The sequence below is a fragment of the Niallia sp. Man26 genome, assembly GCF_022049065.2.
Lineage (GTDB): Bacteria > Bacillota > Bacilli > Bacillales > Cytobacillaceae > Niallia.
The window spans coordinates 3732207-3753003 of record NZ_CP095743.1; the positions used below are offsets into that span (position 1 = coordinate 3732207).

Sequence of the window (20797 nt, forward strand, 5' to 3'; positions counted from 1 at the left end):
AGTCCTGTTATATGCTTCAAAGCATGAATGCTTTTCTTAGTAAATGGATGCCTTTGCTTACACCAGTTAGTGTGGTAATAGGGGTGCTTTTAGCCTCTTTTTTGCATCATTTATCCTTTCTCGTTCCATGGATTTTTGCTGCCATGACATTCACAGGGAGCCTTAACTCCAACTTTAAATCAATGAAGCATACTGTCACTCATCCATTATCCTTATTACTGACATTGGGCGCCCTGCATATTATCACCCCCATTTGGGCGTTTGCAATTGGTCACCTATTCTTTCATAATGACCCGTACACCATTACCGGCCTTATACTTGCCACAGTAATTCCAACAGGTATTACGAGCGTTATATGGGTTTCCATCTATAAAGGAAATGTCCCCCTCACGTTGGCAATTATTTTGGCAGACACCTTGCTGTCTCCATTCTTAGTGCCATTGAGCATGAGCATTTTTGTCGGAGAATCGGTTCAGTTAGATATTTGGGGCATGATGAGGGGACTTCTTGGAATGATTGTACTTCCATCCATCGCAGGGATGGCTGTTAACCAGTTTTATTCCAAGGAAAAAGCGTTAACTTGGAATAAGACACTTGCTCCTTTTTCAAAGCTTGGTTTGGCAGCTGTTGTAGCAATAAACAGCTCCGTTGTTGCTCCTTATCTCCGCAATATTGACATGAAATTCATCTACATTGCTCTAACGATGTTTTTTGTGGCGTTATCTGGATACTTTTTTTCATGGATGCTTGGTGTTCTCACAAAGCGTCATAAGGATGAGACGATTGCGATGATTTATACAGGAGGAATGAGGAACATCAGCGCTGGTGCTGTTATTGCGGTCAGCTTTTTCCCGCCCCAAACAGCTGTGCCTGTTGTCATCGGCATGCTTTTCCAGCAAATACTCGCTGCCACTTATGGCCAAGCGATTCGAACGGTTTATCAGAAGCCTTCATTGATAAAAGTTGCTGGCAAGAAAATCTCCTAACAAAAAAACACGAGCATATCTCGTGTTTTTTGTTAGGTCACGTATTTTGCCTGCTGTCTTTCAAAAAAACAGCACACATTTCCACCATTTCACAGGCCATAATCTTCAAGGTTTCTGTTGTCAGCATTTGATCCTCCGCATGCATCAAGATTAACGAAAAAGGCAGCTCCTCCCCACTTGCTTCTCTTTGAACAAAGGAGGCATGAACTTTATGTATCTTGTTGTAGGAGCGTTCCCCTGCCTTAATAATCTCTTTCGCTTCGTCTATTTTCCCCTCCCTCGCAGTGCGGATTGCCTCCACATAGCTGCTCCGTGCCTCACCTGAATACGTTATAATTTGAAAAGCCGCCGCCTGCATTTCCTCTAGTAACTTCATTTTTTCCCTCCGACAGCTTTATTTTTGGTTTAATTGCAATGCATGATCGAGAATCTTTTCCCCGTCTGCTGTTCCATACAGTCTGACATCAATAACATCAACTGGTATTCCATACGGCTTGGCAGTATTGACTGCCGCCTGTTTCATAAAGCGTACTTGTGGTCCAAGGAGAATAGCAATAATCCCCTCACTTGAAGTGGCTAATTCATCCTCAATAGCTCCCTCTGGTATGGCATAAACATCGATGTCCTCTCCTCTTGCTTGAATTGCTGCTTTCATTTTAGAGACAACAATGGAAGTGGACATGCCTGCTGCACATGCTAAGATAATTTTCTTCATATTCAATTCCTGCCCTTCTATTTTATTTCACCAAATCATCATCTGCGGCTTCTAAAGTCCGATTGGCTATAATGGATTGATACCATCTAGCAGACTTTTTCATCTGTCTGTTCCTGTTATCATCCAGATTAATTTCTACTAATCCATAGCGGTTTTTGAAGGCATTCATCGGTGAAACATTATCAGTAAACGCCCAAAGCATATACCCTTTGCAATTAGAGCCTTCGTCCACCGCCTTCAACAGCCATTTCATATGCTCGGCAATAAATTCAATTCTGTAGTCGTCTTGAATACTGCCTTCGTCATTCTTATAGCGCCACTCCTGCTCAACACCCATGCCATTTTCAGCGATAAACCATTCTATGTTGCCATACTCCTCTTTCATCCTCATAGCCATATCGTACATAATTTTCGGATAGATCTCCCAACCGCGGAAAGGATTCATCTTCTTGCCAGGCATATCAAACATCTCATAATAATAAGAAGGATGAAATGGCGTGCTTTCATTCCAAGCTGTCGTTCTTGCCTTAACACGATGAGGGTAATACAAATTAATGCCTACATAATCAACTGTGTTCTGCTTGATAGTTTCTAAGTCTGCCTGTGTATACTCAAAGGCGATGCTATGTCTGGCCATCAAGTCAAAAAGCTCTTGCGGATATTCGCCTTTAATGGAAGGATCCAAAAATATTCGGTTAAAGAACAAATCATAGATGTTAGCTGCTTCTTGGTCATGTGGAGCAGATGAGCGCGCATATGTCACTTCTGGGTTTAAAATAACCCCCATCTTCGCTCCTGTCTTTTCCTTGAGCCCTTTCTGTTTAAAAAGCTCCACTACTTTAGCTGTTGCCAAAGCCTTATGAAAGTTCCACTGCATCCATTTTTTTGTATTCTGCTCAAAAGGATAACGAATGGCATCTAAGTAAACCCTTGTCTGAACAACAATCGGCTCATTGAAGGTGAACCAGTGCTTCACCTTATGTCCATAACGGTCCAGCACTTTATCAGCATACTTTACAAAAAGCTCGACCACATGCTTGGAGTCCCAGCCTCCATATTTCTCAAACAAGTAGGCAGGCACTTCATAATGCTCCAAGCATATCATCGGCTCCACTTGTTTTTCTAAGAGCTCATCAATCACCTTATCGATATAGGCTGCATACTCTTCATCCACTATTGCTTCCTCATAATCTAGTAAGAAGCGGGACCAATTAATGGAGGTGCGATAATGGGTTAGCCCGATTTCTGCCATTATCCCGATGTCTTCCTTGTATCTGTTATAAAAATCAGTTGCTACTCCTGGTCCGTACCCGTTATGCCAGACGTTCTTGTTATTTTTGTACCAAAGATCTAAATACGAGTCTTGAGATTCCTTTTTTCCTGACCAGCCCTCTGTCTGCCAGGCAGATGCTGCAGCACCGATGATAAAATCATCAGGTATTTTCACCATTAATTTATCCGACATTATTTACCTCCCGATTTTTCAAGCGTTTCCCATATGCCTGAAAGATACATACTTCCTAAAGCCCTGTCATAAAGTCCGTAGCCAGGTTTTCCGGTTTCCCCCCAAATCATCCGGCCGTGATCAGGTCTTACATAACCTGTAAAGCCATTGTCATGGAGCGCCTTCATAATAGCAGCCATATCGAGACTTCCGCATGTTGAGAAATGTGCTGATTCCTCAAAATCACCGTTTGCAAGTATCTTAATATTGCGCAAATGAACAAAAGGAACTCGGTTAAGCTGCGTATATTTTGCTGCCAGCTTAACGATGTCATTATCTTTTGTACAACCTAACGAGCCTGAGCATAAAGTGATCCCATTTGCTTCACTTTCATATAAGTTTAAAAAGCGATCAAGATTATGTTCATTTGTAATAATGCGGGGCAGTCCAAATATACTCCACGGCGGATCATCTGGATGGATGGCCATCTTGATTCCATGCTTCTCTGCAGCCGGAATCACTCTAGCTAAAAAGTACTCCAGATTATTCCACAAGCCTTCTTCTCCCAACTCCTGATATTGCCTGATTAACTCTTGCAGTTCTTCTCTCGTATAAGAAGTATCCCAGCCTGGGAGGGACAGATCGTTGTGCACAGGATCCATCCTCTTTAGCTGTTCTTGATAATAAACTAATGCAGTAGACCCATCCTCCAGCTCCTTATCAAGCTGTGTTCTCGTCCAGTCGAAGACAGGCATAAAGTTATAACAGATCACTTCAATACCAATTTTCGCCAGCCTCTCCATTGTGAGGATATAATTATCAATATACGTATCTCTGTTTAGAAGACCTAATTTAATATCTTCATGAACAGGCACGCTTTCCACTACCTTGAACTCTAGTCCTGCTGCGCTTATCTCTCTATAGAGCTCCTGAATGCTTTCCTCCGGCCAAGCTTCACCTGGGGGAACATCATAAACAGCGCTGACTATCCCATTCATGTTAGGGATTTGCTTAATATATTCAAGGGGAATAGAGTCTTGTTTTCCATACCATCTGAAAGACATCTTCATCTTTAAATCACCTTCCTTGTATCATCACTTTCTTCTCCAGTTTGCTGGGACACTTTATTAGCCATTAAGACGAACGGCAGGTAGATGAATATAGAAGCAGCAATACATATCAGCTGTGTGATGACTGCTCCCATACTCCCGGCAGTAGACAGCCAAGCATTAATAATCGGCGGTGTCGTCCAAGGAACCATAACGACTGCTTTTCCTGCAAAGCCTGTTGCAGTTGCGATATACCCGATTGTTCCTGTTACTAATGGTGTGATAACGAATGGAATCGCCATAATTGGATTGAGCATGACCGGAAGTCCGAAGATAACAGGTTCGTTAATATTAAAAATCCCTGGACCGAAAGACAATTTAGCAATACTTCGCATTTCTTCTCTTTTTGAAACAATAAAGATTGCTATTAAGAGACCAATTGTTACTCCTGAACCACCAATGCTCATATATACATCCCAGAATGGCATTGTAATAATATTTGGAATTTCCTTTCCTTCTTGGAAGGCAGTCATATTGACTGTTATGGACGCAAGCAAGAGCGGCTCCCGAATCGGCTTAATCATTTGGTTACCATGAATTCCAATCACCCAGAAGAACTGCGCGACAAACATAAGAATCAAAATTCCCGGTAAGCCCTGCATAACACTTTCAAGCGGTCTCTGTACAACATTGTAGATGGCTTCATATAAATATATGCCAGTTACTTTATAGAAGATGAATCCGAATGTTGCGACAATTGTCACCGTCAAGATCGATGGAATCAATGCTGAAAAAGAGGTGGCTACATTGTAAGGTACACTGTCTGGCATCTTGATTTTCAATTTCTCTACATTCGCAAGCTTGCTGTAGATCTCAACAGAAACAATAGCAATAATCATTCCTAAGAATAAGCTTTTCGGATCGGAGAATTGCCTTGCCAATACATCTGTGACTAGCTGGTTTTGTTCATTTACAAGCAGTTCTATCGTTGTCGGCACAACTGAAATATAAGACATAAGAGCGAGAATCCCTGGAAACAGTGATTTATGACCATTTATCCGTCCCAGCTCAATCCCAATTAAAAAGACAGCTCCGATTGTCAGGAAGTTAAGCGTAGCATATTGAATGGCTGTCATAATCGGCTTATAGTCTGCGAGGAAGGCAAACATTTCAAAATGCGCCAAGCCGCTTTCTGTTCCGAGAATCATATTTGCTACAAGCACAGCAAAAGCTCCTGTGATAATGACTGGCATTAACGTAACAAATGCTTTTTTGATTGCCATAATATATTTCTGATTGGTGATTTTGTAGGCGACATTGCCTAATACATCTGCCGCCTTATCTTTAAAGCTCATCTTAAAACCTCCGTTTCTTTTATAAAAAAATGGAATTACATCAATAATTTTATAGAGTGAAATGCTTCTTGTGCTCTTGTTTATCAGTTTATATAAAAAGCGCTTTCATTTACATGCATTCTTTTTCCAACTTTACGAGGAAAAGAGTGCCTCAAGATTGTATAACAAAAAAGAACAGCATAACGCTGTCCTTTTTCATAACCGTTTATTCCTCCACCGAAAGCAGGATACTCACAAACTCTTCATAAGAACTAACCTTTACAAGCCTTTCTACGAGAGCTGCATTTCCTGATATTTTCACTAAAAGCTGGTACATCTTCTGTAAATCCTTTTTATACTCTTTTTGGACGCTCAGCAAGCAAATGAACTGAACACGGCTGTCGCCCCACTGCACTGGCCTTTTTAATGTACACACAGCCCAAATTGTCTTTTTAGTGACAGGTCTGATTGGATGGGGAATGGCAACCATTGTTCCAAATCCTGTTGGAGCTATTTGTTCCCGTTCCTCTACCAGTTCCTGAAAGTTATCAGGGATATCCTCCAGTCTTTCCATATTCGTACAAAGAAAGCGAAGCACTTCCTCCTTTGATTTTAAATCTTGCTGAAAAAAGGTAAGCTCTGGTCTTATATATTTCAAGACACTGCCGATATTCTCAATTACTAAGTTTTCCAATCTGGCAATATCTTCATCTCTTAAAATAGTATTTACATCAATAATAGGAACGGTTAATCTCTTCTGAATTGGGATGGTGCTGATAATAAAATCAAGGGACCCTAGATCATACTTATGCATGTCGAAAACATTAGCTGTTCCAACTATTTGCAGCTTGCTGCCAAAGGTAGCCTGCAGCTTATGGTATAAAAGCTGGGCGCTTGCAACCCCAGTAGCACAAACAATCAGGCAGCGCTTCGCCTTCCCCTTTGCTTTTTTCCGTTCCATCGCAGCTCCTATATGCAAGGCGATATAGCCAATCTCATCCTGATTTATCTCCATGCCAGTTTCCTGCTTAAGCTTCTCTGCCATGGAAATGGCTGCATCAAAGGCAACTGGATAGTTTTTGATGATTTCCTTCAACATCGGATTGCGGATGCTAAGGCCAAATTTATAGCGGTTAATAGCCGGCTTTAAATGAAGACACAGCCCGTATATCAATTCTTCATCGGTGGATATTCCTAGCTGCATAACCTGTTCTGCCTCGTTAAGCAGTTTTTTGGAAAGTTCTAGTATATCCTTTTCAATCATGTCCAATATATTAATCTCTGCTGCTGGCTGATAAGAAATAATCTTCGTTCCTAATAAATGAACAGCTATATAAGCAACTTCAGCCTCTGGAAATGCTGTACCTAATGATGTCTGCAGATCCTTCACAATCAACTTGGCAACACTATATTCCTTTTCCGCCATGATAGCTTCCAATTCCTTTTCGGGCATAGAAACATAATTATCATCGAGTATTCGTTTGCAGGCGATAGCAATATGTGTGATTAAATTAGATTTCCCGATATCGGAAAGTAAAATCGAAGCTTCTTTCGTATGCTTGAGCAGAATCTCCTCTATCTTTTCAAGTTCATGTGCTGGCAAAACTTGATATGGTTGATGATCTGAATGGAAAACAAACTCTGCCATGCATATGCGCATTTTCGCTTCGGATCCGACTATTTTCAGCCCGTAATTCGGACGTTTTTCCAAGTCCAAATTGAAACGGCGAAGAATTTTTTTTACTTCCTTCAGCCCGTTTTTAATAGACGTTTCACTTATATACAGCTCTTTTACAAAATGTTCAATCTTAATGTAATCCTCTGAAAGAAGCAGGCGTCTCAGCATATATTCCATTCTTTCTGACGGATCTGCCGGGATTGTATCATCCTCATTTCCTGCAACGGCACGCTGCAAAAAAGACCGGAAATATTTATAATCATCAATGATGAGCTCATAGCCTTTTCCTCTTTTTAAGGCAATATACGCACCATTTGCCTGCAGCTTATCTGTAAGTATCTTCACATCACTTCTTATCGTCCGTGATGTGACCTGCAATGCTGAAGCAAGCTCCGCACCCGTTAGTGCCTCTTCTGCCTGCATCAATAAATGCAACAGTTTCTGTTGACGTAATGAAAGCATTTAAATTACACCCCTTCATCAACTGCATTTCCAATTATTTATCAGCTATATGTTTCCTTAATAACATCATAGCCGAAGAAGGACTGTTGTGAAAGCGCTATCTGATTTCCTTTTGTATTTTATGTGCAAGCAGCCCTCCCATTTTAAAGCCAGCAATCAACTAATTCTTGATAATCCTTTTTTCTCATACCTGACACATAAGGATGCCCTTTTACATAAAACCGCAATGGTTTAGACGTCCATTCTCCTTTATTCGGGATGCCAACCCTTGCTGATACTGCAATGCTAGCCGGCGTCTTTCCGAGGCGAGCATCAATCGAAAGAGCAGATTCATTAAGCATCTTTCCATTTAGCTCCTTAGTAATTTCCATTGCCTTCGTCAGTTTTCCAGGTCCGTTGCTTATGGAAACTCCAGTAACCTTTCTGTTATTTTCCATTCTCTCCATTCCATCTGCAGGCTCCAACGCACGAATAAGGACTGCCTGCGGGTCTCCTTCTTCCTTTGTGACGATATTGAGCATGGCATGTGTATGCATCGTATAAATATAGATTGTCCCACCTGTTTGATACATCGATTCAACTTTTTGAGTCCGCTTGCCGTCATAAGTATGACATGCCATATCTTCAACTCCAATATAAGCTTCCGTTTCCACTATATAGCCTGAATAAATACCATCTGGTGTTTGGTGAACGAGCAGCTTACCTAACAGCTGTCTGGCAATTTCCTCTGTAGTTGTGTTTATATAATCAATCATTTAGGTCACCTGCGCTTTTTATTTTTATTTTCTCATAAAACACAAAAAAAGCTTAGGGGATACCTAAGCTTTCCTGCATTTATTTATACATGTGCCGGCACACTATTCTCAGCTTGTTTTGCAACTGCTGCCAAGCCTGCCTGGTTCAATGTATTCCAAGGCTTGTTGAAATGCGGCTGGAAGAAGAAGTCAACAAATGCTAATTCATCTATTGTCATTTTTGTTTGGATGCAGACAGATAAAGTATTCATCATTTGTGTCATATCTGCTTTAGAGATAATTTGTGCGCCGATAATTTCTCTAGTCTCTTGATGGTAAAGAACTTTCAAACGTACTTGTTCAAATGTCGGCATGAATTCTGGACGGTCATTTTCAATAACCGTTACTTCCTCATAAGGAATTTTATTTGCTGTTGCTGTCAGCTCTGTAAGACCTGTTGATGCCATGCTCAATCCGAACAGATGCAAGCCAGAAGTTCCTTGTGTTCCTAAATATTTCACTTTTTGCCCGGCGATATTATAACCTGCTAATGTTCCCATGCGCACAGCGTTTGTTGCTAGCGGGATATACACTTTATCACCTGTTGGGTTGTAATTTACCGCACAGCTGTCGCCTGCAGCATAGATGTCAGGATTGCTTGTTTGCATATACTCATTAATTTTAATTGCGCCATTTGGCAGAAGTTCAACCTTATCTTTCAGCAAGCCTGTATTCGGTCTGAAGCCTACGCACAGAATAACGAGATCTGTTTCATATTCTCCTTTTGTTGTGATGACCTTTGTTACATTTCCTGCTTCATTTCCTTCAAATTTAGTAACAGTTTGCTGCAATGCAAGCTCAATATCTTTTCCTTGAAGCTCGGCTTCGATAATATCTGTAAACTCTTTATCCAAATATTTATTCAGGATACGGTCTTCACTATCAATAAGCGTTACCTTTTTGCCGTTTTGTTCAAAAGCTTCTACAAGCTCTACTCCAATATAGCCGGCGCCGATTACAGTAACATGGTTAACATCTTTTGTTTTCGCAATAATTTCATTTGCTTGGTTGAAGTTTTTAGACAAAAGAATATTTCCAAGTTTAATACCTTCAATAGGTGGAATAATTGGCCAAGAACCTGTTGTCATTACTAATTTATCATAAGAATCTGTGCGAGTTTCGCCACTGTTCAAGTCCTTCACAAGTACTGTTTTATTATCTGTATTAATCTCCAGCACTTCATGCTCCATATGCATATTAGCACCTAATGCTTTAAGCTCCTCTGGAGAAGAATAGAATAATTGATTTGCGTCCTTCGCAACACCGCCGACATATAAGGCGATTCCACAAGATAAAAATGATACGTTATTATTTTTTTCATAAACAGTAATATCTATATTTTTATTTACATTAGCTAACGTTTTAACTGCCGCTGTACCAGCGTGTGTACATCCAATTACAATAACTTTCATAATTTTGAAGCTCCTTTGTAAGAGAATTTTTTGTAAAAGTTGTGAACTATTTCACATTATTAGTGAAAAAAATCACAAATTATGTGATGTCATTCACAATTTGTTCATACCTTTATTATACATACATTTTTTTCGCACGCAAGGGTTTTGTGATTAATTTCACAAATAATTATTTCACGTGTTATTTTTGCCAAAAAAGCTTGGGAACATGCAGTGCTTTTCCCAAGCTTTATGCCTATATCATTATTCAGCTAGCAATTCTCCATTTTCCATTAACAAAAGATCATCCAAAAATACCTGCGGCTGCATGACAACACAATCTATATGTACTCCTGCAAAGACAGTTCCTCCGAATGTCATATTGCTGCCAAAGGCTATATGTATAGTGCCATAAACTTTTTCATCTTCTAACACGACACCAGTAACTCTTGCTTTCTCGTTTGTGCCAATGCCAAATTCACCGAGCAATCTTCCCTCGCCGGTCCCCAGCATTTCCAGCAGCTCTTGTCCCTGATCTCCCTCTGCTTCCACGAGCCTTCCCTCGTGAATAGTGAGAATAAGTGGTGATGTCAGAAGACCAATACCTGCAATAGAGCCGTCTACTGTGATTTTACCATGTGCTGATCCTTCAACAGGTGCAATATAAGCTTCACCTGAAGGCAAATTGCCTGATTCTCCTTTATTCACATACATTCCTGTGCTCGGTATTCCACTTCTTCCTTTTATATCAAAAGTTAAGGAGCAGCCAGCCTTGACTATTGTCACAGTGCTTTTGTCTGTCAGTAATTTTGTTATTTTTTCTGTTATTGTCTTAATTTTGCTATAGTCTGCAGCAATGGCACCTTCCAAAAACATGTCCTCTGTTATGCCAGGCATTGTAGCAATTCTTGATCCCGCTGCTGCAGCAGCTTTTCTTGCTTGGGTATGTGTTAAGGAATGCTTTGTAGCACATATGACTGCATCTGCCTGTAGCATTGCTGCTGCTACAGCTAAAGGCGGCTCTTCACCAGAATGATTTCTTTCTCCCATTATCATCAGCATCGCTTCTGCGCTAAGCTCTTTACCTGCAAGATACAAGCATTCTCCTATCTCCTTCTTCTCATCATCAGCTATAACAAGAAATGAATCCTGCTCTTTCAAATCCAAACAATTAACGAGCAGTCCTTTACTAACTTCGATAATTTTCTCTTTCATTTTCCTCCCTCTTTCCTTATATCATTTCGGAAACAAGCTTGGCGACCAATGCATTAGACAGTATGACAGGCTTGCCGGTAATCTTTTCTGCTTCTCTTCTTAAATTTTCTGTGTAGCCCATGCAGTCAAGTAAAATAAGATCTGCTTCTTCCTTCAGCATTGCAGCTGCTTTGTGGAATTCAGTTAGGTCATTTTCATAAGGAGTTGCCACTTGAAACACTGGGTTCATTCCAAACGGTGAATACTTAGGAAAGGAAGTTTCCTTTTGCTGCTCAAGAGGAACAATCACACCAAGCTTGCGTTTCCCTGTCAGTCCATGTATTGTAGGCGGAATGATATGATCTGGTTCAATTAGATAGGCTTTTTTCGTCGTTAATCCAGGAAAGACACCTGTACATAAAAGCAAAATTTGCGTTATTCCTATTCTTTCTAAGTAATTAATTTTATCCTGTAAAATCGGCTTTATCTTCTCTCTTGACATGATGACAGATTCGCCGTTTGTAAGCCTTGATGTCAGCACATATTCCCCTTTTTCTGGATAAAAATCAGCTTCTATTTGCTCTTTAGTAAGACCATCCAATACTCCCACCTGGACTAATTCGGCTGTTTCCTTAATATGCTTTTGGATAATAGGAGCAACATCCATTCTTGGCGCCTGACCAATTGTGATCATACCTAGTTTTTTCATGATTAGTCTCCCCTCTAATAAAATGAGAGGAAGCAAACTTCCTCTTTAAGTTAGTATTTAAACAGCAGCTGTTTTGCCCATCGTCTGTAAAATCTGCATTGAACCATACAATTCTGTGATACGGCTGAATTCAGACGCGCTGTAGAATTCACAAGTTCCGTTCGTTGTCTCTATTGCCACTTCAATTGCAAAGCGGACAGCATCTGCTATATCTGTTTCATGGCTTGCGCCTGTACCGCACCCTGGGACAATGGATTGAGCGGTGATTGCCAAGCCTACAACAGGGGCACTTGTTGCAACAGCAGGCTGAAGAATCGAGTTTATATGATGCAGATCGTTCCCATAAGGAGTTATATCTTGCGAGGTTACTGGAAATGTAACAGGAAATTTTCCAGTGGTCATTTCTTTTATCCGCAGCAAGTCCTCACTAACCCGCAGTATGTAGCCCTCTTTAACTGTTGGTGAAATGGCGATGCCTTTATGATTAATCACGCGATTTCCTTTAGTTGTATCAATAGACAGAATACAATCCATTTCAGGAACAACTTCATGTTTGTTCATCGTCAAGATATCGACTGGTGAATCCATGAAGTCCACTGGCTCATGAGGTCTTGTCGGCGCATTTGGACAAATATGTGTTGTGATAATAACGTCTCCTACAAGGGTGTCGCCCTTTGCCTGCATCTCAGCTAATTTAAGTGCAGCAGCAATCGCAGCGACAGCACCATCAGCATCTGATACAAGGCCAATTCTGCTTGGCCGTGCTCCTATTCCCCCTAATCTTCCAATGATACCAACAGTCGGAGCACTTCCTCCCGCAAGTTTGCCGTCAGAACCTGGTATTGTCACCTTAATAAAATCCGTGCTGCCTTTTTCGCCTTTGACAGTTTCAACTTTTACCTCTATGTTAGGATACTCCTTAAATAGCTCAGCAGCTGTCTCTCCCGTTACATAAGCATTATCCAGTAAATCAATTGCCTTCAGTGTTTGTTTAAGCGCCATTGTAATCCCTCCAGTAATTTTTATAGATAATTAATAATTTGCTTGCCGATTATTTTTTCGATTGGACACATTAATGAATGATTTCTCATTGTGCTGCTTAAAATCAGTTTTTCCTTTGGAACAATAATCACAGCTAAGTTCTGCCCTTTTTCCACCTCTGCCGTAACAACCGGCCGGCCAGTTTTAGCATCAAGTGTCATAATTAAATCTGGAAATGTTCCGTAGCGGATTCCATCCTTTTCAATCGTCATATATTCATTCCAAAAGCTCATGCTCCAATCCTTATTTATCGTCACCGTGCCAACATCAAAGCCGCCTGTTGTTTCCAGCACAAAATCAGTAACTGTCCCTTCGGCGATGACCTTTCCGCCAAGCAAAGCGACTACGCTGTCAATAGCGGCTTCTCCTTTGTGGGAGCAAAGCGCTTCTCCCACTTGGATTGCCTGCTGAATTGCACCGCTTGCTCCATGTTTCTTTGCATAAGCAACTGGAACTGGATTGCGGGCTACAGCCACTAAACCGCCTGCTTCCACTGACAGTTGCCGCACAGTACTAGCTGCTATATCTAAAGAGCTTGAGATGGAGAGTTCCAGGAAGCGCTCGCCTCTTCCGCCGACAGCAGCCTGATGAGAAATAAATCCGGCTTGCTCAGATAAATTAAGAGATCCCATTATTCCTGTCGGGTGAGCTCTTCCGTTACAAGGAATGTCCACAACAGGCAAACCAGTTACAGCTGATTGAAACCAGCCATTAACAGTTGTGCTCGCGCCATTTTCATTTGTGATAATTCCGCGAATTGGCTCGTTCATTGCCTGTGAAAGTAAATCAATAGCCTTGATATAATGCATCGGTTTCACATATTGTTCCTTTGCTGCAGGTGCCCCGACAAGGGAAACAGTCACAAGCAGGTCCTCATCTTCCATTTCCTCTGCTGTCTTTAAAATCGGATGACCGATTTCAAGGGCAAGCCGGCCGATTTGAAGTCCGTCTGCAATTTTGCCCCCTCCGCCTCCGCCAAGGACTGCTCCTCCATAAACGGCATGCTCTACTGTATACTCATCTAATTTAATAGCCAATTTATATTCCTCACTTCCCTAATTTGAATACGGAATTAAAGAAGCTGTACAAGGCATCACCAGCTATAAATCCGGCTGCCAATATGCTCATTGGTGTTTCTGCTTCTTTTCCTTTTTTCTTGACCCACAGCAGTCGAATAATAATACCTGCAAGAACAGCGATACCGGCATAAGGTGTCAATATAAGCAATCCTGTTGCAAACATGATGCCGATTTGGCGGGTCGGTCCGCCAATTAATTGGAGCAATGCTCCTGGTATTGCCCATATTAAGAGCTGTTTTGCAACGTCTGTCGATGTGCCTGCTTGAATGGTAGAAACATAAACAGCATCGATTGGCGGTACAAGATTGTTAGCAAAGTAGCCTTTATATGTGAACAAAACAGTCAATAAAGCAATCCCAAAAGCCAGAAGCGACGTCATATATTGCTGCTTTCTTCCGTCCACCTCATACTCAGGATTCTCTCCTTTTCCACGCAGGATATAGCCTGTTTTGAAGTCATAGCCAAGGTCGGCGAATGCTGGACCTGTGGCTGCACTAAACCCGGCAAGAAGAGCTAAGGCAAGCGGTGGAAAACCGATCATCATCCCTAACAATAGGGTAATGAAGGCTACAGCAAATGCTGGGAACCAGCCAGAATGCATGGCGGCAATCCCGACAATAAGCTCATGTACGAATGCAGCAAAGGCAGCAAACAAGAGAAAAGCAAGGAGCATGCCTAATGACATCTGTGTCATGAGACCTCCAACAAGGGCCAGAATTAATGCAATGACGAGGTAGGCAAGAAAGCCAAAACCTAACGTTTTCTGAGCTGTTTTAATAGAAGTAGTAAAAGTCTCGGCCTCTGGCTTGTCTACTGCGGCAGCAATCTCTTTTCTTCCTTTTCTGCTTTCCTTGCCTTCTTTTCTGAAAATCAATATAGAAACTTGCACAAGCGCTACAATACCGGCGCCAATCATAATGCCATGGGGAATATATAATGCATTCACATCGACGCCAAACACTGGGATAGAATATTGGCGGAACAGCAAGCCAATCCCAAATACGGACAGCGCCCAAATATTTCCGATAAACGCTACACCAAAAGCGGACATTGGAATATGCAGTATGGAGCCGACTATGCCAATTACGGCGCCGACTCCAAGCAGACCAGCCCGTTTCCCCCCTTTATCACCTGCAACAATTGCTTGTGCTGTGGCAACACCCGGCGCCCAAGTTCCTGATGCTGGGAAAAGCTTTGAATCAAACAGTTTATACAGAATCGCAGCATCTACAAACATTGCCAGCGCTGCGCCTATTAACATCGGTATAATAAGATCAGGAGCACCTATTAAAAAAGGTATACCGATTGGAATCAACAAACTGTTGGCTGCCCCAAAGGTTGCGGAGGAGATAGATGTTTGAATAAGGTTTTGCCGATGCACTGACTTGTATCTCGACAGGATTGTTACTGGTATTCTAGCTATCAGCATAGCGACAAGAGCACCGATAATCGATGTATTAGGCGTTACTCCAAGTGAGACGATAATCTGCATCCCAATAATGGCTCCGAATACTGCTGTGATAGTTGTTAAAATTAACGAAAATGGCTCAAACAGCCGTGGATGCTTTTTTTCTTCTTTGAATTGTTTCATTTAATGGCCCTCCATTACAAAGTTGTAAGTTGATTTTTACTATATTATCTAGAGAAGGACGCCTAATCCACCTTGACCACTTCTATTAAAGGAGGAGTTCACTATATATGCGGAAATTAAGCCCTCCGCCTCTACTGCATCGATAATCGGAATATTCATATCCTTCCGCAACATATCTGCAAGACCAATGGTTGTGAAGCCAGTACAAGCAAAGACGATTGTTTCTGCTCCCTGCTCCAGCAGGGTTAGGACTGCTTGTCTCCCCTTCTCCTTCCCCTCTGGTTTCATTAGATCCGTTGTATTCGCAACACCCTCCGGCACCAAGTAGGCTACTAGCTTTTCACCGAGGATTTCTTCCATCACAATCGGAGGCTTCTCTGTTATACCGATGATTCCTACAGGCTTTCCTATTGCCAGTGCAGTCAAAGCAGCCGCACTGCCTGCACCGATGACAGGAATCGAAACAGCCTCACGCAGCTCCTTTATACCTGGATCTGCTGCACAGCTTATTACAATCAGCTCTGCGCCTTCTTCCTCCATTTCGATTCCTAATGCCACTATCTTCGGCACCGCTGCTAATTCTGTGGCAGCATCATGAATACCTTGTGGCTGATCTGGAATACATCTGTTTATGACAGGAATTCCATATAAAGAATTGATTTTATTTCCATGGCTGTTAACTACTTCAGGATCCTTTGCGGTGAAAACCCGGATAACTCCAATCATAATTTCCTCCTATTGATTTAATTTTCTGAAATTTGTTAATGTGTCTATCTTACCGATTATATAAATTGCAAACAATGTCCCGAAAATACAAAAAATAAAAAAGCCCATTGTGCTCTGAGCACAATGAGCAGGAATTTCACCTAGAAATTCGAAATAAATGGAAATATATACAAAGATAGCATGAAAACTTTTCATAGAAAGATTCTAGTTTTAATCCAGACATTTCCTTTACCTTATCTATTCGGTATTTGACAGAGTTTCGGTGGATAAATAATTGTTCACCTGTTTCTAACAAACTGCCATTTGTTGATAAGTAATAAAATAATGTCTTCACAAGCTCACTGCCCGTCTCTCTGTCATATGATAATAGTTTGCCAATCTTTCTTTCGATGACAGCATCAAAATTAATATATTCTGTGCTGTCTAACAGCAATTTAAATAGCTCCACATCATCAAAGTTATGAAGCTGCTGATCGTTATTTAAGCTTCTCCCTATCTTGACTGCGTTTCTTGCCTCTTGGTAGCTCAAATGAATATCCCATAGCAAGGAATAGCCACCTATTCCTACTTGAAGTCCTTTATATCTCTTTGTAAACGGCTCTAGCTGCTTAGACCAGTGCTCAGGCCTCCAAAGTGAATTTGAACTGCTCGACTGGATTATTACAAGCCTATTTCCTTGGAAGAGACTGTATATTTTAATACCTTGTAACCCTTCCAGCTCTTTTAAAGAAGTCTGCAGCTGAACTAGCATGCCTGCATCTTCCTCTAACAGCCCTTGCAGTTCAAAGACAACCACCTGCCACATAGCATCTGGATTTAGCCCAAACTGTCTGCTTTTTGTGACTACCTCATCCTGCGGTAAGTAAATTCCTGCTATAAGCTCCTCCATAAAGCTTCCTCTTAGTCTATTTTCAGTATCAACGGCTGTTTTTCTTCTCATCAGTTCTAATGAGAACACAAGTCTGGCCTGCTCTACACATACCATTTCCATTTCATCAAGGGATTCTTTTTGAAGTATAAATGTTCCCACATGCTCCTTATCTACTGTAATATCCCAGTAGCTCATATTTGCAGATGTTTCGCTTGTAATAGAGTTGGAAGAAACAATCATATTGCCATGCTTGTCGAGCAGAGAGATTGGCGCATTCAGCATTTGCGAGACATTATCGGCAACCACTTGGATTCCGCTGTTTTCTAAAACTAATGTTGTCAGCTTTTTATAAATTTCCTCCGATCTTCTGAGCAATGAAGCCTGCTTGTTCAGAATCTGTTCCATGACAGCATTAGTAATATCAATATAGGGAATTCCTGGCGGAAGCTGAATGATGGGCAGCTGATGCTGATTGCTTAAATCAATCATTTCCTGCGGCATTTCATGTAAATATCTTTCTGGCTTTATAGCAAGTGCAGCAGCATTTGCCTTTGCAAGCATTTCGACAACCTTTGGCAGCTTTGAGAGATCATCTCTTAAAGAATAAGCTGTGGTCAACAGCAGTTCTCCTTCCCTTAACCAACCGTCAATATCAGGCACTTCCATAATATCGATAAATTGAACAACACGGCAGAGCCCCTCCTTTCCACTTATTACACTTGCTTCCCTTAAAACTGGAAGCATTAACAACTCTTCTAATGTAATGCCAGATGGATTCATGCGTTGCTTCACCCCTATGAAAAAAAGGGCCTTCGTTTCATCCGAAAGCCCTTTTTTTAATTTATTATTGTACCTTCATTGCTAAGTCGCCTGTTTTTGCCCAGCCGACTCTTAAAACAACATAGTATAAAGGCAGTGTAATGGCTATTGGAAGAACAACTCCTAATGCCATATATGTTAAGAATCCGCTCGCACCTTGTGTTGCCAAAATGCTGATTGGAGCAATTAAAGAATTCAAGCCAAGTCCTGCTAATTCATAAGTTGCTGTAAAGCCAAAGCCTAATGTAGCGATTGGTGCACAAATAACGGCTGCTACAAATGGCGGAATGATCAGCAACGGATTTTTCACAATATTCGGGAACTGCACCTTTGGTGTGATGATCGACTGTGCCAAGAAGCCACCCATATCGTTTTGACGTAGAGACATTGCCGTAAATCCAACAAATTGAACGGTACAGCCAATAAGTGCAGCAGCACTTGAAACTGGATCCATCTGCAAGGCAATTGCCAGGGCTGCCGACGAAGCCGGTGTCATTAACAAAATACTCCAAACCAATGAAATAACCATTGATGCAACTAATGGTGAACCTTGCACAGAAGAAGTAATTTCAGCACTGATCCACTCTAATAGCGGTGTTGTAACATAAGCCAAGCCAACACCCGCAAATCCACCAACTAGAATAGCACCTGCTGGAATAGCAATCATATCCAAAATAGTTTTGCCGACAATTTTTTTACCAACAATTGTTGCCACTACTGCAGCAAGAACGGCACTGATTGGCTGCCCTGTAACAAGGACCATGCCTGACTCTGTGGCATGCAGTGCATTCCCTCCAATTGTACTGCAGACCATCGCGCTAAAAATCACTAATGTATTACCGCCAAGCTGATAGGCAATTCCCGCCCCGAAGGCAGGTGCCAATAGCACTTTAGCTACAGAGCCGATGTGGGTAAGAGTATCCCACCCTAGCGCTTTTCCGATTGATTCAAGCAGCAAGCCAAGTCCTAATGTAACCAACACGGCATTTGACATTCCTGCTGATGCTTTATATAAACCATCCATAAAAGTTTTTTTATTCATCTCTCTCTACTCCCTTGTTTTAATTTTCTCCAATAAAAAAGCCTGTCCGCAGATTCCGGATAGGCACCATTCGTACATCACGTTTAGCGCCCTTGTTTGATACAACAAAAACTGGACTAAACGATTCCCTATAATAGTAATGGGGGTTCATTTAATCCTACGTGCTGAGTATGAGAATAATAATGAGTGATGAAGTTAAGATTGCATTTGCTTTCATGATATTCTCCTCCTAAAACAAGTTATTGTGAAGCAATAATATCACCAATATTCTGAAAATGTAAATAATTATTTTATTTCTGAATATATTAAAGCGTTCTCATTTTTAAACAATATGGAAGATTTCCAGCTCATTTTTTTCTATATTGTTGTTTTTTAAGATATTTTTTTTGCTATACGCAGGAATAACGCTATATTTATTTCACAATTGCAGTTTTTTAAAAATAAAAAAAGAATAGGGAATTTACCCTATTCTTTCTAAGCAATGTCTGTATTCTTCGTTTCTCTTCCAAAAAAGAATACAGCTGCTGCTCCTACAAGGACTGCAATACAGAAAATCGTAAATATACCGGCGATTGAAATATTTTGTGCTACAAGATATGGAACTAGCAATGGGCCGAGTACTCCCCCAATTCGCCCAAAGGAAGCTGCCATTCCCGCTCCTGTTCCGCGGACATTTGTCTTATATTGCTCAGGTGTGTAGGCATATAATGCTCCCCATGCTCCAAGATTAAAGAAGGAAAGCAATATTCCAGAAGTCATCAGCAAGGCTGTGCTTTCTGCTGTTCCGAACATATAAGCACTGATTGCCGTACCGATTAGGAACACAACGAGTACAAACTTTCTGCCTACCTTTTCAATTAAGTATGCTGCAAGTGCATATCCTGGAAGCTGTGCTAATGTCATAATCAGAACATATTCGAAGCTTTTAATTAAGCTGAAGCCTTTAAGCACCATCACACTTGGCAGCCAAAGGAACATCCCATAATAGGAAAAGACAACACAAAACCACAGTACCCACAGCATTGCTGTGTTTTTAGCATTATCTTTTGACCAGACTGTTTTGATGCTTTCCCAAGCTGTCAGCCTTTTTGTTTGCTCTACCTTCAAGTATTTCGGTGAGTCAGGCAGCTTCAACCTTAAATATAAAGCATAAATTGCAGGCAGAACACTGATCAACAGTGCAATTCTCCAGCCATTATCAAAGTTCGGAATAATAAAATAGGAGATGACTGCTGCAATCAGCCAGCCAAATGCCCAAAAGCTTTCTAGCAGAACAACAACTCGCCCCCGTTTTTCATTAGGCACACTTTCTGAGACAAGTGTTGATGCCACAGGGAGCTCTCCTCCCAATCCCATACCAATTAAGAACCGCAGGATAAGGAACATCCAAAGCGAGGTTGTAAATGCAGATATTCCGCTGCCGATAGAGAACAGTAATAGCGTTATAATAAAGACATTTTTTCTGCCGACTCTATCTGCCATAATGCCGAACAAGAATGCACCTACTGCCATTCCGATGGAATTAATGCTTCCTATCCATCCCATCTCTTTAACGGACAAACCCCAGTCTACTTGCAGAGCAGCAATGATGAACGATAACATACCGACATCCATTGCGTCGAACAGCCAGCCGAGGCCTGCTATTCCCAGCAGCTTTTTATTTGATATTTCTTTTTTCATACAATCCTCCTACAACTTTTCTATAGTTTTTCCATCTATAAGCGATTTATGATAACCAAGTATTATATTAACACGTGTCTTGACAGTAATCATTACATTTTTATTGACTAACATAAAAATTAGTTTGTAAATATCAGAATTTTTAAGAAAAATAGCTAAAAAACATAATGAAAACGCATTATTTCTTGAATA

Annotated in this window: 18 protein-coding genes; 1 reads left to right on the forward strand and 17 read right to left on the reverse strand. The window is 41.1% G+C overall.

Features of this window, described 5'->3' with window-relative positions:
- Positions 1–11 precede the first annotated feature (11 nt).
- On the forward strand, positions 12–986 hold the full coding sequence (locus tag L8T27_RS18720) for a bile acid:sodium symporter family protein (RefSeq protein ID WP_233316015.1): 975 nt from the start codon (positions 12–14) through the stop codon (positions 984–986).
- A gap of 37 nt (positions 987–1023) precedes the next feature.
- Here L8T27_RS18720 and L8T27_RS18725 read toward each other — a convergent pair whose 3' ends face one another.
- From L8T27_RS18725 to L8T27_RS18805, 17 genes are all read right to left on the reverse strand, one after another.
- Positions 1024–1362, reverse strand: a complete 339-nt coding sequence (locus L8T27_RS18725) for a PTS sugar transporter subunit IIA (RefSeq protein ID WP_233316016.1) — start codon at positions 1360–1362, stop codon at positions 1024–1026.
- A gap of 18 nt (positions 1363–1380) precedes the next feature.
- A complete protein-coding gene (locus L8T27_RS18730) occupies positions 1381–1701 on the reverse strand; it encodes a PTS sugar transporter subunit IIB (RefSeq protein ID WP_237942099.1) in 321 nt (106 codons plus the stop codon).
- A gap of 22 nt (positions 1702–1723) precedes the next feature.
- Complete coding sequence (locus tag L8T27_RS18735) at positions 1724–3166, reverse strand: glycoside hydrolase family 1 protein (protein WP_233316018.1); 1443 nt, start codon at positions 3164–3166, stop codon at positions 1724–1726.
- Positions 3166–4215, reverse strand: coding sequence for a mannonate dehydratase (gene uxuA, locus L8T27_RS18740; protein WP_233316019.1), 1050 nt, complete (start codon positions 4213–4215; stop codon positions 3166–3168). Before uxuA ends, L8T27_RS18735 begins: the two co-directional genes overlap by 1 nt.
- A 2-nt stretch (positions 4216–4217) precedes the next feature.
- Positions 4218–5549, reverse strand: coding sequence for a PTS sugar transporter subunit IIC (locus tag L8T27_RS18745; protein ID WP_233316020.1), 1332 nt, complete (start codon positions 5547–5549; stop codon positions 4218–4220).
- Positions 5550–5754: 205 nt separating this feature from the next.
- Positions 5755–7668 carry a BglG family transcription antiterminator gene (locus tag L8T27_RS18750; RefSeq protein WP_233316021.1) on the reverse strand — a complete coding sequence of 638 codons (1914 nt, stop codon included), beginning with the start codon at positions 7666–7668 and terminating at the stop codon, positions 5755–5757.
- A 143-nt stretch (positions 7669–7811) separates the two neighbouring features.
- On the reverse strand, positions 7812–8420 hold the full coding sequence (locus L8T27_RS18755; RefSeq protein WP_233316157.1) for a DNA-3-methyladenine glycosylase: 609 nt from the start codon (positions 8418–8420) through the stop codon (positions 7812–7814).
- A gap of 86 nt (positions 8421–8506) precedes the next feature.
- Positions 8507–9874, reverse strand: coding sequence for an FAD-dependent oxidoreductase (locus L8T27_RS18760; protein WP_237942100.1), 1368 nt, complete (start codon positions 9872–9874; stop codon positions 8507–8509).
- Between the two features lie 243 nt (positions 9875–10117).
- Positions 10118–11068 carry an aminopeptidase gene (locus tag L8T27_RS18765; RefSeq protein WP_237942101.1) on the reverse strand — a complete coding sequence of 317 codons (951 nt, stop codon included), beginning with the start codon at positions 11066–11068 and terminating at the stop codon, positions 10118–10120.
- A gap of 16 nt (positions 11069–11084) precedes the next feature.
- Positions 11085–11756 (reverse strand): AroM family protein, encoded by a 672-nt coding sequence (locus tag L8T27_RS18770; protein ID WP_237942102.1) that lies wholly within the window; start codon positions 11754–11756, stop codon positions 11085–11087.
- 57 nt (positions 11757–11813) lie between these two features.
- Positions 11814–12758, reverse strand: coding sequence for a DUF1177 domain-containing protein (locus L8T27_RS18775; protein WP_237942103.1), 945 nt, complete (start codon positions 12756–12758; stop codon positions 11814–11816).
- Positions 12759–12778: 20 nt separating this feature from the next.
- Positions 12779–13834, reverse strand: a complete 1056-nt coding sequence (locus L8T27_RS18780; protein WP_233316026.1) for an S-methyl thiohydantoin desulfurase family protein — start codon at positions 13832–13834, stop codon at positions 12779–12781.
- Positions 13835–13844: 10 nt separating this feature from the next.
- A complete protein-coding gene (locus L8T27_RS18785) occupies positions 13845–15467 on the reverse strand; it encodes an OPT/YSL family transporter (RefSeq protein WP_237942104.1) in 1623 nt (540 codons plus the stop codon).
- A gap of 48 nt (positions 15468–15515) precedes the next feature.
- Complete coding sequence (locus L8T27_RS18790) at positions 15516–16193, reverse strand: aspartate/glutamate racemase family protein (protein ID WP_237942105.1); 678 nt, start codon at positions 16191–16193, stop codon at positions 15516–15518.
- Positions 16194–16329: 136 nt separating this feature from the next.
- Entirely contained in the window at positions 16330–17844 is a 1515-nt protein-coding gene (locus tag L8T27_RS18795; RefSeq protein ID WP_233316029.1) for a PucR family transcriptional regulator, read from the reverse strand.
- A 64-nt stretch (positions 17845–17908) separates the two neighbouring features.
- Positions 17909–18925, reverse strand: a complete 1017-nt coding sequence (locus L8T27_RS18800) for a PTS sugar transporter subunit IIC (RefSeq protein ID WP_233316030.1) — start codon at positions 18923–18925, stop codon at positions 17909–17911.
- Positions 18926–19399: 474 nt separating this feature from the next.
- On the reverse strand, positions 19400–20605 hold the full coding sequence (locus tag L8T27_RS18805; RefSeq protein ID WP_233316031.1) for an MFS transporter: 1206 nt from the start codon (positions 20603–20605) through the stop codon (positions 19400–19402).
- Between the last annotated feature and the right edge of the window lie 192 nt (positions 20606–20797).

What these genes read in the sequence shown, in the direction of transcription:
- L8T27_RS18805 (WP_233316031.1), bottom strand. Translation starts at nt 20,605, where the DNA reads ATGAAAAAAGAAATATCAAATAAAAAGCTGCTGGGAATAGCAGGCCTC.
- L8T27_RS18720 (WP_233316015.1), top strand. Translation starts at nt 12, where the DNA reads ATGCTTCAAAGCATGAATGCTTTTCTTAGTAAATGGATGCCTTTGCTT.
- L8T27_RS18750 (WP_233316021.1), bottom strand. Translation starts at nt 7,668, where the DNA reads ATGCTTTCATTACGTCAACAGAAACTGTTGCATTTATTGATGCAGGCA.
- L8T27_RS18795 (WP_233316029.1), bottom strand. Translation starts at nt 17,844, where the DNA reads ATGAATCCATCTGGCATTACATTAGAAGAGTTGTTAATGCTTCCAGTT.
- L8T27_RS18765 (WP_237942101.1), bottom strand. Translation starts at nt 11,068, where the DNA reads ATGAAAGAGAAAATTATCGAAGTTAGTAAAGGACTGCTCGTTAATTGT.
- L8T27_RS18790 (WP_237942105.1), bottom strand. Translation starts at nt 16,193, where the DNA reads ATGATTGGAGTTATCCGGGTTTTCACCGCAAAGGATCCTGAAGTAGTT.
- L8T27_RS18745 (WP_233316020.1), bottom strand. Translation starts at nt 5,549, where the DNA reads ATGAGCTTTAAAGATAAGGCGGCAGATGTATTAGGCAATGTCGCCTAC.
- L8T27_RS18760 (WP_237942100.1), bottom strand. Translation starts at nt 9,874, where the DNA reads ATGAAAGTTATTGTAATTGGATGTACACACGCTGGTACAGCGGCAGTT.
- L8T27_RS18800 (WP_233316030.1), bottom strand. Translation starts at nt 18,925, where the DNA reads ATGAATAAAAAAACTTTTATGGATGGTTTATATAAAGCATCAGCAGGA.
- L8T27_RS18785 (WP_237942104.1), bottom strand. Translation starts at nt 15,467, where the DNA reads ATGAAACAATTCAAAGAAGAAAAAAAGCATCCACGGCTGTTTGAGCCA.
- L8T27_RS18770 (WP_237942102.1), bottom strand. Translation starts at nt 11,756, where the DNA reads ATGAAAAAACTAGGTATGATCACAATTGGTCAGGCGCCAAGAATGGAT.
- uxuA (WP_233316019.1), bottom strand. Translation starts at nt 4,215, where the DNA reads ATGAAGATGTCTTTCAGATGGTATGGAAAACAAGACTCTATTCCCCTT.
- L8T27_RS18775 (WP_237942103.1), bottom strand. Translation starts at nt 12,758, where the DNA reads ATGGCGCTTAAACAAACACTGAAGGCAATTGATTTACTGGATAATGCT.
- L8T27_RS18730 (WP_237942099.1), bottom strand. Translation starts at nt 1,701, where the DNA reads ATGAAGAAAATTATCTTAGCATGTGCAGCAGGCATGTCCACTTCCATT.
- L8T27_RS18725 (WP_233316016.1), bottom strand. Translation starts at nt 1,362, where the DNA reads ATGAAGTTACTAGAGGAAATGCAGGCGGCGGCTTTTCAAATTATAACG.
- L8T27_RS18735 (WP_233316018.1), bottom strand. Translation starts at nt 3,166, where the DNA reads ATGTCGGATAAATTAATGGTGAAAATACCTGATGATTTTATCATCGGT.